The sequence below is a fragment of the Sphingomonas lacunae genome (genome assembly GCF_012979535.1).
Taxonomy (GTDB): domain Bacteria; phylum Pseudomonadota; class Alphaproteobacteria; order Sphingomonadales; family Sphingomonadaceae; genus Sphingopyxis; species Sphingopyxis lacunae.
Genome location: NZ_CP053015.1, coordinates 1,300,237 through 1,313,743, shown reverse-complemented (window position 1 = coordinate 1,313,743; position 13,507 = coordinate 1,300,237). Strand labels below are relative to the sequence as shown.

At 61.8% G+C, this 13,507-nt stretch carries 13 protein-coding genes; 5 read left to right on the top strand and 8 right to left on the bottom strand.

The features are described 5' to 3' along the window. Positions 1 to 5 precede the first annotated feature (5 nt). The gene (locus tag GV829_RS06255) at positions 6 to 1,334 is read right to left on the bottom strand and encodes a spinster family MFS transporter (protein ID WP_343042864.1); all 1,329 of its coding nucleotides are present in this window, start codon (positions 1,332 to 1,334) and stop codon (positions 6 to 8) included. A 197-nt stretch (positions 1,335 to 1,531) separates the two neighbouring features. Between GV829_RS06255 and GV829_RS06250 the strand changes: the two genes are divergently transcribed. Beyond that, the gene (locus GV829_RS06250; protein WP_246203087.1) at positions 1,532 to 2,245 is read left to right on the top strand and encodes a class I SAM-dependent methyltransferase; all 714 of its coding nucleotides are present in this window, start codon (positions 1,532 to 1,534) and stop codon (positions 2,243 to 2,245) included. 33 nt (positions 2,246 to 2,278) lie between these two features. Here the strand turns inward: GV829_RS06250 and GV829_RS06245 are convergent, their stop codons facing one another. The 5 genes from GV829_RS06245 to GV829_RS06225 form a co-directional block, all read right to left on the bottom strand. Further along, positions 2,279 to 2,752 (bottom strand): DUF2721 domain-containing protein, encoded by a 474-nt coding sequence (locus GV829_RS06245; RefSeq protein ID WP_169944959.1) that lies wholly within the window; start codon positions 2,750 to 2,752, stop codon positions 2,279 to 2,281. Continuing rightward, entirely contained in the window at positions 2,752 to 3,201 is a 450-nt protein-coding gene (locus GV829_RS06240; protein ID WP_169944957.1) for a gamma-glutamylcyclotransferase family protein, read from the bottom strand. The genes GV829_RS06245 and GV829_RS06240 overlap by 1 nt, the downstream gene beginning before the upstream one ends. Continuing rightward, positions 3,198 to 4,412, bottom strand: a complete 1,215-nt coding sequence (locus tag GV829_RS06235; protein WP_169944955.1) for an LL-diaminopimelate aminotransferase — start codon at positions 4,410 to 4,412, stop codon at positions 3,198 to 3,200. Before GV829_RS06235 ends, GV829_RS06240 begins: the two co-directional genes overlap by 4 nt. Before the next feature lie 111 nt (positions 4,413 to 4,523). Further along, positions 4,524 to 5,141 carry an NYN domain-containing protein gene (locus GV829_RS06230; protein ID WP_169944953.1) on the bottom strand — a complete coding sequence of 206 codons (618 nt, stop codon included), beginning with the start codon at positions 5,139 to 5,141 and terminating at the stop codon, positions 4,524 to 4,526. Positions 5,142 to 5,211: 70 nt separating this feature from the next. Next, positions 5,212 to 5,916 carry a TetR/AcrR family transcriptional regulator gene (locus GV829_RS06225; protein WP_246203104.1) on the bottom strand — a complete coding sequence of 235 codons (705 nt, stop codon included), beginning with the start codon at positions 5,914 to 5,916 and terminating at the stop codon, positions 5,212 to 5,214. A 132-nt stretch (positions 5,917 to 6,048) separates the two neighbouring features. Between GV829_RS06225 and GV829_RS06220 the strand changes: the two genes are divergently transcribed. The 4 genes from GV829_RS06220 (at position 6,049) to GV829_RS06205 (ending at position 11,176) form a co-directional block, all read left to right on the top strand. After that, the gene (locus GV829_RS06220; protein WP_169944949.1) at positions 6,049 to 7,329 is read left to right on the top strand and encodes a cytochrome P450; all 1,281 of its coding nucleotides are present in this window, start codon (positions 6,049 to 6,051) and stop codon (positions 7,327 to 7,329) included. Between the two features lie 59 nt (positions 7,330 to 7,388). After that, on the top strand, positions 7,389 to 7,568 hold the full coding sequence (locus GV829_RS06215; protein WP_169944947.1) for a rubredoxin: 180 nt from the start codon (positions 7,389 to 7,391) through the stop codon (positions 7,566 to 7,568). A 79-nt stretch (positions 7,569 to 7,647) separates the two neighbouring features. Next, positions 7,648 to 9,585, top strand: a complete 1,938-nt coding sequence (locus tag GV829_RS06210) for a S9 family peptidase (RefSeq protein WP_169944945.1) — start codon at positions 7,648 to 7,650, stop codon at positions 9,583 to 9,585. A 61-nt stretch (positions 9,586 to 9,646) separates the two neighbouring features. Beyond that, positions 9,647 to 11,176 (top strand): cryptochrome/photolyase family protein, encoded by a 1,530-nt coding sequence (locus GV829_RS06205; RefSeq protein WP_169944943.1) that lies wholly within the window; start codon positions 9,647 to 9,649, stop codon positions 11,174 to 11,176. Here GV829_RS06205 and GV829_RS06200 read toward each other — a convergent pair. Beyond that, entirely contained in the window at positions 11,173 to 11,625 is a 453-nt protein-coding gene (locus tag GV829_RS06200) for a MaoC family dehydratase (RefSeq protein WP_169944941.1), read from the bottom strand. The two genes, GV829_RS06205 and GV829_RS06200, sit on opposite strands and share 4 nt — an antisense overlap. An 8-nt stretch (positions 11,626 to 11,633) precedes the next feature. Continuing rightward, entirely contained in the window at positions 11,634 to 13,502 is a 1,869-nt protein-coding gene (locus GV829_RS06195; protein WP_169944939.1) for an acetyl/propionyl/methylcrotonyl-CoA carboxylase subunit alpha, read from the bottom strand. Positions 13,503 to 13,507 lie beyond the last annotated feature (5 nt).

Genomic DNA, 13,507 nt, shown 5'->3' with positions numbered 1-13,507 from the left:
CTGGATCAGCCGCTCTTCATCTCCTTGCCGAGCAGCAAACTGGCACGCCAGAAGAAGAAGGCCGGGATCAGGCCCAGCCAGGCAGCGCCATAGAGGACCCAGCGGACACTTTCCTGTCCGGCCACAGGCTGGAGATAGTCGGATAACATGCCAAAAGCGAGCGGCCCGGCACCAAGACCGATTAGGTTCTGGCCAAAAACGACCATTGACGCAGCCACTGACCGAAGTTCGGGACGCACGAGCCCCTGCACACAGGCATAGGCGGGGCCATAATAGGCAGCGTTGAGAATGGTTGGCACGATGAGCAACAGCACCGCGATCTGCCAACTTTCCACCGTGTAACCGAGGAACAGGATCGGCGCGGCAATGGCCATGCCATAGGCCGGGAAGGTTAGCAGGTGGCGTTTGTCCTTGGTGCCATAGACGTCAGCGATCTTGCCCCCCAACCAAGTGCCGATGATCCCCGCGACACCGAGTGCGATTGCCATCGACAGGCCGGCCTGGGTAGTCGACAGGCCATGGCTGCGGATGAAGAAGCTGATCGTCCACAATCCCTTTCCATAGGAAAGAAAAGCCGTGACAGACGCCGCAATGAACAACCAGGTAAAGGCCTTTGACGAAAAAGCCTCCCGGATGGCCGAAGCGACCGATTGCCTGGCAGGCGCCGACGGATCGGGTGAACGTTCGGCTTCTCGCGCGGCGGCTCGCGACGCGGGGCTGCGCGGTTCCTTGATTAGCAGCGGCACGACGAGCGCGAGCAGCAGGCCGGGCGCTCCGACCAGCCAAAGAGCGGCTCGCCAGCCGTAAAGATCGTTGACGGTCCCACCGATGATCAGGCCGAGCAGGCTGCCGATCGGCACGCCAAGGCCGAAAAAGGCGATGGCCGAGGACCGGCGCTCCGCTGGCACAGAATCAGCGATCAGCGAGTGGGCGGATGGGGTGCATCCCGCCTCGCCCACGCCGACACCAATGCGGGCCATTAGCAACTGCCAGAAATTGCCGACGAAGCCGCACAATGCGGTCATCAATGACCAGACGGCGAGAGATACGGAAATCAGTGTCACCCGGTTGGTGGAGGCCCTGTCGGCATAGCGGGCGATGGGAATGCCGAGGACAGCGTAAAAGACGGCGAAGGCCGGACCGGCAAGCAGGCCTAGCTGCGTATCGCTGAGCCCGAGCTCGGCCTTGATGGGTTCCGCCAATATGTTGAGAATCTGCCGGTCGAGGAAGTTGAGGATATAAACCAGCAACAGGACCCAAAGCATGGCCCGCGCGGCTGGCATAGGTGTAGTCGGCGCGGCAACGCCACTGGTGGCTGTTGGGGGGTAGGCCACGGTGTCTCTCTCCACTTATTCTTGTCCCCCCATAAAGCCGCGCGGCGACCGACTTGTCAAAGTCTGCGAGCAGACCGCCCGACAAATGCGACAGACGGAGTGGAGGGATCGGCACCGGTCACATCGCGTCCCGCCACATGTGATACGGGGTCGGAAAGAGAGGTCGCCGCATGACGAGCTGAGAAACCACCAGTCTGTTGTCTAGAGACGACGGCATCTTGTCGCGTTCGTTGCGCGACAGGATCGAGACCATTGCCTTTGGCGCGATCCAGTGGCCGTGGCTGTTGAGATCGTTGCGTGGCGGAAGCCGAACAGAGAAAGCCGCACTGTTGCAGCGCCTCGGCCTGTCAGAAGACGCCCTGCCCAACCTTGGCAGCTGGAAAGCCGATACCCGTTTCCTGATGCACATTGCTGACGCCGTCGAAGTACTGCGCCCACAGGTGGTAGTCGAACTGGGATGCGGGGCGAGCAGCCTGATCATCGCCAAATCGCTCTCGCTGCACGGCGGTGGCCCACTGATCAGCTATGACCAGCATGCCAATTTCACAGCTGCAACCGGCAGCTGGCTTGCCGGTCATGGCCTTGCCGCAGACATGCGCCATGCGCCATTGGGCACGCCGCCGGGTGATTGGCCGGGGTTATGGTATCAGCTTGAAGATGTGCCAGCCGCAATCGACCTTCTGGTTATAGATGGGGCTCCATGGGCGCTGCATCCGCTGGTGCGTGGCGCGGCGGAAAGCCTTTTTCCACGCCTGTCCGACAAGGCCATGATCCTGCTCGACGATGCGGCCCGTCCCGGCGAGCGGCTGGTCGTCCGCCGATGGCGCCAACGCTGGCCCGCCATGCGGTTCGACCATGACCGGCGAGGGGCAAAGGGAACATTGATCGGCCGCTGGCGCCAGGCGGCCTAAGCCTGCCCGTGCCACACCCGCCCCGTTATCCATTCAATATATGCGCGGCAGGAGACCACGCCTGATTTTCTCTGCGCCTTCGCGTTCCAGCATCTCAAGGGGCACGTGGATGGTCTGAATGGCGAGGCGGACTTCGACAAGAAAGGCGATCAATCCAGCTGTGAGCAACAGCATGGCGAGGATGAAGGCGGCAGCCACTGCCGTCGCCAGATCGTCACGGCCATTACCGACGGCAAACAGCATTGCCACCATGATGCAGACGACGATGGCGCAGCCAACGCACAACGCAATCGACCAGTTGATCACGCCCATGCGCCGGTCGAGCCGCCGCAATTCGCGCACCACCCGTTCATGTTCCAGCCCCTCGGTATCACCATAGCGCTGTTGCAGGTCTCGTGCGCGGTCGACCACCCTCGCCAGCCGGCCGGTTACAACATTGAGGAAGCTCCCCGTCGCCACCAGCAAAAAAGCCGGAACCAGGCTGAGCTGGATGGTTTCGGCGATCATCAGCAGCGGCCCCTGCTGCTATCGCGGCTTGCGGGATCATCCGCCGGGTCTATCTCTTCTGATTGGCGCAGCGTCCAGTCATTGTCCGGAACCGGTGGTGCATCGCCTGCGTCATGGCGCCAGATCCAGACATTGGCCATGCAATCAGGCTCTGCCAGCCTGACGGTTTCACGCGCGTAATCGGGCCCCTCATAATGATCGAGCTCTGACCAAAGCGCAGGATCGAGCACCTCAAGCAGATCGGCGGCCACCTGGGTTGATGATTTTTCCGACGGCGGCAGGAGGCCGGGGTACCCTCCCAGATCAACGATGCGACCAGCTATGCGACACGGCCCGAGGAATCGGGTGCGTTCGGCAAGATGAAACGCGGCATAGGCCCGCCCACCGGGACGCAAAGTGCCATAGACTGCTACAGGGCCCTTTGGCGTCTTCGCGGAACCGTTGGTCATGCGGCGTCGGCGGATGCCCCGGCGCTGTTGACGCCTTTTGACCGGAACCACTGCTTGATGTTGCGCGCCGCCTGGCGGATTCGCTGCTCATTCTCGACCATGGCGATGCGGACATAGCCTTCGCCTTCCTCGCCATAGCCGACACCAGCGGCGACGGCGACGCCGGCCTCGGTCAGCATTTGCTTGGAGAATTCAAGGCTGCCCATTTCGCGAAACGCGGGCGGCAGGGGCGCCCAACAGAACATCGACGCCTTGGGCACCGGAATCTCCCAGCCGGCCTTGCCAAAGCTTTCGACCAGCACGTCACGCCTTTTCTGGTACAGCTGGCGGTTCTGTTCGACAATGTCCTGCGGGCCGTTGAGAGCCGCCACCGCCGCCGCCTGGATGGGCGTGAAGGCACCATAATCGAGATAGGATTTGACCCGGGTCAGCGCGGCGATCAGCGTCTTGTTGCCCACCGCAAAGCCGATGCGCCAGCCGGCCATCGAATAGCTTTTCGACAGTGAGGTGAATTCGATCGCAACATCCTTGGCTCCCGGCACCTGCAGGATCGAGGGCGTCGGATTGCCGTCATAATAGAGTTCGGAATAGGCGAGGTCGGAGAGGACCCACAGGCCATGTTCCTTGGCGAAGGCAACCACGCGCTCGTAAAAGGCGAGGTCCACGACTTCGGCAGTCGGGTTCGACGGATAGTTGACGATCAGCACGCTCGGCTTTGGCACGGTGAAGCGGACCGCGCGTTCGAGGCTCTCGAAATAGCGTTCGTCAGGCGTCGTCGGGACGGCGCGTATGGTGGCGCCGGCGATGATGAACCCAAAGGTGTGAATGGGATAGCTGGGGTTGGGCGCCAGCACGACATCGCCCGGCGCGGTGATCGCCTGGGCTAGGTTGGCAAGCCCTTCCTTGGAACCGAGCGTGACCACGACCTCGCTTTCGGGATCGACGGTTACACCAAAACGGCGACCATAATAATTGGCCTGCGCGCGGCGGAGGCCGGGAATGCCCTTTGATGCAGAATAGCCATGTGCCTTGGGATCGCGGGCCACCTCGCACAGCTTGTCGATGACATGCGGCGGCGGTGGCAGATCAGGGTTGCCCATGCCCAAATCGATGATGTCCTCACCCGCGGCCCGCGCGGCGGCCCGCATCGCATTCACTTCAGCGATGACATAGGGCGGCAGGCGCTTCATGCGGTAGAATTCGTCGGACATGGTGCTTCTCTGATGGCGCAACCCGGCATTGGGCGCAGCCACTGCTATACGCCGGTTTTGCCGATGCACAAATGCAGGATTGGTAGCTAGGCCAGGCCGATGCGAAGAGGATCAATCCTCTTCCTCATCCCAATCATCGTCGTCGTCCCAGTCATCATCGTCATCATAGGGTTCGTCTTCGGCCCCAGCCGGCTCTGGCTGCTGATCACGGAAAAACTCCCTGAGATCTATCACCTGGTGCACCGCGCGCTTGAGTTCGGCAGACAGGGTTGATGCCAGAGCGGCTGCCTCAACCCTGATTCCCCGGCGGCGCAACTTGTTTGCAAGATAGGAGAAATCTCCATCGCCGGTGACCAGCACAACCACATCCGGTCGCGCATCAATGGCAAATTCAAGTGCATCCATTGCCATCAGCATGTCGATGTTGGCAGCAAATCGGGGCGGATCATAGCCGAAGAGTTGCTTGCCCCGCCAGGCGACCACCATGATGCCATGATTTTCCAGAGCCATGCGCAACCGATGCTTGCTGTCATAGGCCCGCTGCCAATTTTCAGGCATGTCCTCGGCCCGCCTTTCCGGTGGGAGGCCCAGATAGACAACCATTTCAACAATCTGGCGACGGCCACGATCACTCAGCCAATTCTTCAGGCCGACAATGTCGGGGCGATAATTGGCGGCGCGAGCGCCCTTCTGGAAATTGGCTTCATCGACAAAGATAAGGGTGCGCATGACAAACTCTCCCAAAAACAGGACAAACCGGAATCAAAAACGTTACTCTTGGTACATAGCAAAATATCAGTCAGATGCCCAGCATGCCTCGAACCGCCTGTCGCGCGGTTGCCCGCATTCGCCCAATGTCGAGCGTCGGATCCAACAGCAGTTCCACCGCAATGCCCAGTTGCAGACTGCCGATGCTGAGCGCAGTGGCATCCGCGTCAACCTTTGCGGAAATGGTCCCTGATGCCTGCCCTGCCTCGATAAGGTCACGCAAACGCACGCGAACCTGCTCATGGGCATCGAGAAAGGCCGGGCGATTATCCGCCCGGTTGCCGACCGCCACCGCCATCATGACAAAATAGGCGCGCACCAGTTCGTCCGTCTGCACCACTTCCAGCAGTGTGTCTGTCCAGCTCAGGATCAGTTCGGTCGCGTCAGGCCTGTCCAACATGGCAAGCGCAGCAGTTGTTCGCGCTTCGAGTCGCCGCTGGACAAAGGCGATGACCGCCCGGACCAGCCCGTCCTTTGACCCGAATTTGGCACTGGCGAGGCCGCGGCTGTAGCCGGCAAGTTCACCAATCCGGTCGAATGTCGCGGCGGCAAAGCCTTCGCCTTCAATGACCCGGGCAGCGGCTTCGAGCAGCCGTATCTCGCTCTCATCCGACCGTTCGGCTTGGCTGCGGCGACGCGCCGGGCCGGTGACCTTTGCCGGAGCCCGGGCAGCATGACGCGGCAGGCGCTTGCTCCGCGCTGTGCGGGGGGAAGAGGGCGAACCGGAGGCTGTCATTGGCAACAGCTGTAGCAACTTATTTGTTGACTGTATAGCAAATGTGTAACAGCATGCGGATTGTCAGAAGATAAAACAGAACGCCCGCCCACCCCCCGATCCGGCTCACCGGACCTGCTGAGAGAGACTGTCATGACCGCCACCATTTCCCCCGACCTTTCGAACATCATTGTTGACCCGCTGGCCTATCAGAATGGCGATGCGGTTGATGAAGCGTTCAAGGCGATCCGTCGCGACAGCCCATTCGCCAAGGCCCAGGCGAGCGAATATGACAATTTCTGGGTGGTCAGCCGCCACGCCGATGTCATGGAAATCGAAAAGCAGGCCAGTCTATTCCAGAACAGCCCGCGATCATCGACCATTTCGCCCAAGGCGACCGAGGGCGTGGTCAAATTCCTGACCGGCGGAGAGTCCAACCTGATCCGGAGCCTCGTCGCGGTTGACGGAGCCGAGCACAAGGCGCTTCGCGGGATCGTCTTTCCGGCCATGACCCCGCAAAAGGTGCGCGGTCTGGAAGATGATGTCCGTCGTATCGCCAAGGGTTATGTCCAGCAGATGCTCGACAAGGGTGGCGCCTGTGACTTTGCGGAGGATATTGCCTTTTGGTACCCACTGCGCGTGATCATGAGCGTGCTTGGCGTCCCGCAGGAAGATGAACCCTATCTCCTCAAGCTGACGCAGGAATTGTTCGGTGCCTCCGACCCGGAAATGAACCGCGACAAAAAGGAAGTGACCGCCGAGGAGGCGCTGCAAGGCCTGCTCAAGACCAATGCCGATCTGGAAGCCTATTTCGCCGAGGTCACCAAGAAGTTTCGCGCCAACCCTGATGATGCGGCGGTCAACAGCCTGATCGCCAATGCGACTATCGACGGCGAATATCTCAACCATCGACAGATCATGGGCTATTACATCATCGCCGCGACGGCGGGGCATGACACTACCTCAAACACTACCGCAGGTGCACTGTGGGCCCTGGCCGAACGGCCTGAACTGTTCGCCCGGCTGAAGGCCGAGCCTGAGCTGATCGGTGCCTTTACCGAGGAGAGCATCCGCTGGGTCACGCCGGTCAAGCATTTCATGCGCACCGCCGTCGAAGACACCGAGTTTCGCGGGCAACAGATCAAGGCTGGCGAGTGGTTGATGCTGCCCTATCAATCGGCCAACCGCGACGAGGATGTGTTCGACAATCCCTTCGAATTCTCGATTGACCGCAAGCCCAACCGCCATGTTGCCTTTGGCTATGGCCCGCACGTCTGCCTGGGACAGCATCTCGCCCGGATGGAAATGCGCGTGCTGTGGGAGGAACTGTTGCCGCTGCTCGGATCGGTCGAGCTTGACGGCACGCCCGAGCGCACCCGCTCAAGCTTTGTCTGCGGTCCCAAGCATGTGCCGGTTCGCTATACTGTCAATTGACCTTCGCGCCCATCCGGTGTGATGGGGAACAAACAGGCTGACGATCAAGGGAGTGGGCCATGGCCGACGAAGCATATAAGGTTTGGCAGTGTCTCAACTGCGGCTACATCTATGATGAGGAAGCGGGCGATCCTGACGAGGGCCTGGCCCCTGGAACCCGCTGGGCCGACATTCCCGAAGACTGGATTTGCCCGCAGTGCGGATCGGGCAAAATCGACTTTGAAATGGTCGAAATGTAATTGGGTCAACACCGCTTGACAGCACAGGCACCGCAGGCCACTGTATTGTTCATATGATACAGTTCCTGAGGAGCCTGTGATGACCCGTTTGTCCCATCGCCTGTTGATTGCCTGCGCGCTTGGCGCTCTCGCCGTTCCCGCCGCCGCACAGTCCAGCCCGGCCGCCCCGGCGGCGGCTGCAGAGACCGCAGCAGCTCCGGTCCGCTATACCGCTGCGCAATTTTTCGAAACGACCAGTTACAGCATTGGCGGCGGTGGCCATGCCTTTTCGCCGGACGGCACGCATTTGCTGATTTCAAGCAACAAGTCCGGAACCTTCAACGTTTATGCCATGCCTGTTGGCGGCGGTGAACCAGTGGCACTGACCAGTTCGACCACCGACGGCCGCTTTGCTGTCTCCTTTTTCCCGCGGGATGAGCGTATCCTGTTCGAAGGCGACAGCGGTGGGAACGAACTTGACCACATCTATGTCCGCGCCGCCGACGGCACCGTCCGTGACCTGACCCCTGGCGATCGGCTGAAGGCTCAGTTCGCTGGCTGGAGCCGTGATGGCGCGACCTTCTTCATCGCCACCAATGAGCGTGATCCGGCTGCCTTCGACGTCTATGCCTATGACGCGACGAGCTATGAGCGGCGGATGATCTTCCGCAACAGCGGCAGTGTCTTTCCAGTCGCCGTTTCCCCTGATGGGCAGCACATAGCCCTGCAACAACAGCTGAGCGCAGCGGACAGCGACCTCTATCTTGCCGAAGCGGCATCGGATTCAGCGCCACGTTTGATTGCCACCAGCCCTGATGCCAATGTCAACCATGGCGCCTATGGATTCACCCCCGATGGCCGGGCACTGGTCTATGCAACCGATGAACATGGTGAGTTTGCCCAGGCCTGGACCTATGATCTGGCCAGTGGCGAACGCGCGCCGCTGGTCCAGGCCGACTGGGATGTCGCCTTTGTTGATCAGTCGCGTTCCGGCCGGTACCGGATACAGGCCCTCAACGCTGATGGATCGACCGCGCTCAGCATCATCGATACCCGTACCGGCCAGCCGGTGGCACTGCGCGGAGTCCCGGCGGGCGATCTGGGAGGTGTTCAGTTCAACGCCGACGAAAGCTCGGTCGCGTTCACAGTCAATAGCGACACCAGCCCGCGCGACATTTTCGTCGCCAACCTCGCCGACGGCCAGGCCCGCCGCCTGACCCATGCGCTCAACCCGGCGATCGACGAGGCGCGCCTGGTTGAGGCGAGCGTGGCCCGCTTTGCTTCCTATGACGGGCTCCAAATCCCCGGCATTCTCTATCGCCCGCATGAAGCGAGCGCGACCAATCCGGTGCCGGCCATCGTCCTCGTCCATGGCGGTCCCGGCGGTCAGAGCCGTCGCGGCTACAGCTCGATGGTCCAGCATCTCGTCAACCACGGCTATGCGGTTTACGCGATCAACAACCGTGGCTCGTCGGGCTATGGCAAGACTTTCTTCCACATGGACGACAAGCGCCATGGTGATGTCGACCTGCGCGATGTGACCGCTGCGCGCGACTGGCTGGCCGGGCAGGACTGGATTTCGGATCGGGTAGCAGTGATGGGAGGGAGCTATGGCGGCTATATGACCGCTGCGGCGCTGGCTTTCCATCCGACTACCTTTGACGCTGGCATCAACATCTTTGGCGTGACCAACTGGACGCGCACTCTGCAATCCATCCCCGCCTGGTGGGGAGCACAGCGCACCGCCCTGTTTGACGAGATGGGCGATCCCGCGACTGATGCCGAACGGCACCGCGCCATCTCCCCGCTATTCCACGCGGCCAATATCCGCCGGCCGCTGTTGGTGGTGCAGGGTGCCAATGATCCCCGCGTGCTGCAGGTCGAAAGCGACGAACTGGTCGCCGCCGTCCGCGCCAATAATGTGCCGGTTGAATATCTGCTGTTCCCTGACGAAGGCCATGGCTTCCTCCGCCGCGAAAATAACATCGCTGCCTCGGAAGCCTATGTGCGCTTTCTCGACCAGCATCTGAGGCGCTGACCCCCGTCTGACGCGGCAGGCAGCTTGCAAAGCGGGCTACCTGCCGCCACAGCCGCCGGGCATGACCCGGCTCATTCTCCTTCTCGGCGACCAGCTCAGCCCTTCAATCAGCGCACTGGATGGCGCTGATCCGGCCGATACCGTCATCCTCATCGCGGAAGTATTGGGGGAAGCGACCTATGTGCCGCACCATCGCCGCAAGATCGCCTTCCTCTTTTCCGCCATGCGCCATTTCGCCGAGGAATTGCGCGAGGCCGGTTGGCGCGTCGACTATGTGACGCTCGATGATCCGGGCAACAGCGGTTCGCTGGCGGGAGAGGTGGAACGCGCCATCGTCCGTCATCGCGCGCAATTGCTGACCGTTACCGAGGCAGGCGAATGGCGGCTGAAACAGGAGATGGACGGCTGGCAGCATCGCTTCGGCATCTCCGTCACCATCCTGCCCGACCCCCGCTTTATCGCCAGCCATGAGGAATTCGCCACCTGGGCCGAGGGGCGCAAATCGCTGCGTATGGAATATTTCTATCGCGAGATGCGCCGCAAGACCGGCCTCCTCATGCGCGGTGATGAACCCGAAGGCGGGCAGTGGAATTTCGACGCCGACAATCGCAAACCGGCCAGCGCCGACCTGTTCATGCCACGCCCGTTGCGTCATGCGCCCGACACGATAACGCAGGAGGTCGTCGCCCTCGTCGCCGCACGCTTCCCCGACAATTTCGGCAGCCTTGATGATTTCTGGTACGCGGTCACCGCGGAGCAGGCCGAAGCCTCGTTCCGCCATTTCCTCAAGGTTGCCCTGCCTCGCTTCGGCGATTTTCAGGATGCGATGCTCAAGGGTGAGCCCTTCCTCTATCACGCCGTCGTGTCGGCCTACCTCAACTGCGGCCTGCTCGATCCGCTGGCGATGTGCCGCGCGGTCGAGGTTGAATATCACGCCGGGCGCGCGCCGTTGAACGCGGTTGAGGGCTTCATCCGCCAGATCATTGGCTGGCGCGAATATGTCCGCGGCATCTATTGGCGCGAAGGCCCGGACTATGCCCATCGCAACGCGCTCGATGCACGCCGCCCGCTGCCCGGCTTTTACTGGTCAGCCAAAACCCGCATGGCCTGTGTCCGCGCCGCCGTCGAACAGACGCGCGACCACGCCTATGCCCATCACATCCAGCGGCTGATGGTCACCGGCACCTTTGCCTTGCTCGCCGGTGTCGATCCGCACGAGCTGCACCAATGGTATTTGGCCGTCTACATCGACGCCTATGAATGGGTCGAACTGCCCAATACCGTGGGCATGAGCCAATATGCCGACGGCGGCCTGCTCGCCTCCAAACCCTATGCGGCGAGCGGCGCCTATATTGACCGCATGTCGGACTATTGCGGCAGTTGCGCCTATTCGGTCAGCGCCAAGACGGGGGCCAAGGCCTGTCCGTTCAACCTGCTCTATTGGGATTTCATCGCCCGCCACGGCGACCGCTTCCGCAAACACCCGCGCATGGCCCAGATGGTGCGCACCTGGGACCGGATGGACGAGCGCAAACAGGCGATCATCCGCGCTGAATCCGCCGCGCTGCTGGACCGGATCGAGACGCTTTAGGCTTGCCGGCGTTTAATGAGCGCCGAGCGTTCGCAGCGGCAGACGCATTCATCGCGCTGGTTCCACAATTCGTGTCGGAAGGTGACGATACCGGCATTGGGCCGCGACGCCGACTCCTTGAGGCCGATCACCTCGCTGGTCGCCCGCATCGTGTCCCCGATGAACACCGGCTTGGGCATGACAAGCTTGTCATAACCCAGGTTGGCGACCAGCGTGCCCAGCGTCGTGTCGCCGACGCTGAGACCGACCATCAGCGCAAAGGTGAAGGTGCCATTGACGAGGATCTGGCCAAATTCGCTCGCCTTCGCCGCCTCAAGGTCGATGTGCAGCGGCTGCGGATTGTGCGTCATGGTCGAGAATAACAGATTGTCAGTCTCGGTCACCGTCCGGCGGATCTCATGCGCCATCGTCTCGCCGATGGTCCATTCCTCGAAATATTTGCCTGCCATGTCAGATCCTACTCCGTCGCCTGAATCCGGACCAGCAGCGCCTCAACCTGCACCTGCCCACCGACGGTGGCGTTCAGTTCGGCCACGACGCCGTCGAACGGCGCGGTCAAGCTGTGTTCCATCTTCATCGCTTCGAGCGTGACAAGCTTTTGCCCCTTGGTCACCGCCTGCCCCGCCGCCACATCGACCGCGATGATGCGGCCCGGCATGGGGGAGAGGATGGCGCCGTCGTGGACACCCCCTGCCGCCGATCCGCGTGGTTCATCGCGCGTGAACCAGAAGCTCGCGCCCTGATCGACCGCCAAAATGCCGTCACCCCGCGTCCAGTGCCTCACCGCGCCATGCTCGGCCCATTCGCCGATCGCTCCGACGAACAGCCGGCTTCCTTCGCGGACGCGTGCGGTCAACTGGCGCGGCCCATTGAGGCGGAACCCGGCGGCATCGCCCCATCGTTCCGCTGCCGCGAGCGAGGTTGCTGCGGCATCAATCAGAGATTGGTCCGGAACCGCCTCAACGATCAACCCGTCGAGATGGTCGGCGATAAACCCTGTATGCACCTCTTCAGCGGCGAAGGCCGGGTGATCTGCAAGCCTGTAGAGGAAGGCGGCATTGTTGGTTAGCGGCCAGGTGCTTGACCGCTCCAGTTCGTTACGCAAGGCGGTTCGCGCTTCCTCGCGGTCGCTGCCTGTGGCTATGACCTTGGCGATCATCGGATCGTAGAAGGGCGACACCTCGCTGCCATCGGACACGCCTGTATCGACCCGGACCCAGCCGCTCGATTTGACGTTGAAGTTGGCAATGATGCCCGTCGCGGGCAAAAAGCCAGTCGCCGGATCCTCGGCATAGAGCCGCGCTTCCATCGCCCAACCGTTGATGGCCAGCTGGTCTTGGCGCAGCGGCAACGGTTCGCCGCTCGCCACGCGGAGTTGCCATTCGACGAGGTCGACCCCGGTGATCTCCTCCGTCACCGGATGTTCGACCTGCAACCGCGTGTTCATTTCCATGAACCAGATGCGGTCGGCGCGCAGGCCTTCGGACGCGTCGGCAATGAATTCGATCGTGCCCGCGCCGACATAATCGACCGCCTTGGCCGCGCGGACGGCGGCGGCGCACAGTTGCTCGCGGGTCGCCTCGTCCATGCCCGGCGCGGGGGCTTCCTCAATCACCTTCTGGTGGCGGCGTTGCAGCGAGCAATCGCGTTCGAACAGGTGGACGATATTGCCATGCATGTCGCCGAACACCTGCACCTCAATATGGCGCGGGCGCTGGATATATTTCTCGATCAGCACATGATCGTTGCCGAATGAACTTGCGGCCTCGCGCTGGCAAGAGGCGAGCGCGTCGGCGAAGTCCGCCGCCGCATCCACCTTGCGCATCCCCTTGCCGCCGCCGCCGGCGACCGCCTTGATAAGGACGGGATAGCCAATTTCCCCTGCTTTATCAGCTAGATAGGCAGCCTCCTGATTCTCGCCCATATAGCCGGGGGTGACCGGCACGCCGGCCTCGGCCATCAATTTCTTGGCCGCATCCTTCAGCCCCATCGCAGTGATGCTGGCAGGGCGCGGCCCGACCCAGATCAGGCCAGCGTCGATCACCGCCTGCGCGAACTCGGCATTTTCGGAGAGAAACCCATAACCCGGATGAATCGCCTCCGCGCCGGTCGCCTTGGCGGCAGCGATGATCTTCTCGCCCACCAGATAGGATTCGCGCGCCGGAGAAGGTCCGATATGCACCGCCTCATCCGCCTGCCGCACATGCAGCGCCTTGGCATCGGCATCCGAATAGACCGCGACAGTACGAATGCCCATGGCTCGCGCGGTGCGGATGATCCGGCAGGCGATTTCGCCGCGATTGGCGATGAGGAGGGAGGTGATCATCGTCT

Excerpts from the sequence above, each read along its gene's own strand:
- GV829_RS06240 (WP_169944957.1), bottom strand. The coding sequence starts at position 3,201 with ATGACCAACGGTTCCGCGAAGACGCCAAAGGGCCCTGTAGCAGTCTAT.
- GV829_RS06245 (WP_169944959.1), bottom strand. The coding sequence starts at position 2,752 with ATGATCGCCGAAACCATCCAGCTCAGCCTGGTTCCGGCTTTTTTGCTG.
- GV829_RS06195 (WP_169944939.1), bottom strand. The coding sequence starts at position 13,502 with ATGATCACCTCCCTCCTCATCGCCAATCGCGGCGAAATCGCCTGCCGG.
- GV829_RS06215 (WP_169944947.1), top strand. The coding sequence starts at position 7,389 with ATGGCCGACGAAGCATATAAGGTTTGGCAGTGTCTCAACTGCGGCTAC.
- GV829_RS06220 (WP_169944949.1), top strand. The coding sequence starts at position 6,049 with ATGACCGCCACCATTTCCCCCGACCTTTCGAACATCATTGTTGACCCG.
- GV829_RS06235 (WP_169944955.1), bottom strand. The coding sequence starts at position 4,412 with ATGTCCGACGAATTCTACCGCATGAAGCGCCTGCCGCCCTATGTCATC.
- GV829_RS06230 (WP_169944953.1), bottom strand. The coding sequence starts at position 5,141 with ATGCGCACCCTTATCTTTGTCGATGAAGCCAATTTCCAGAAGGGCGCT.
- GV829_RS06210 (WP_169944945.1), top strand. The coding sequence starts at position 7,648 with ATGACCCGTTTGTCCCATCGCCTGTTGATTGCCTGCGCGCTTGGCGCT.
- GV829_RS06225 (WP_246203104.1), bottom strand. The coding sequence starts at position 5,916 with ATGACAGCCTCCGGTTCGCCCTCTTCCCCCCGCACAGCGCGGAGCAAG.
- GV829_RS06205 (WP_169944943.1), top strand. The coding sequence starts at position 9,647 with ATGACCCGGCTCATTCTCCTTCTCGGCGACCAGCTCAGCCCTTCAATC.
- GV829_RS06200 (WP_169944941.1), bottom strand. The coding sequence starts at position 11,625 with ATGGCAGGCAAATATTTCGAGGAATGGACCATCGGCGAGACGATGGCG.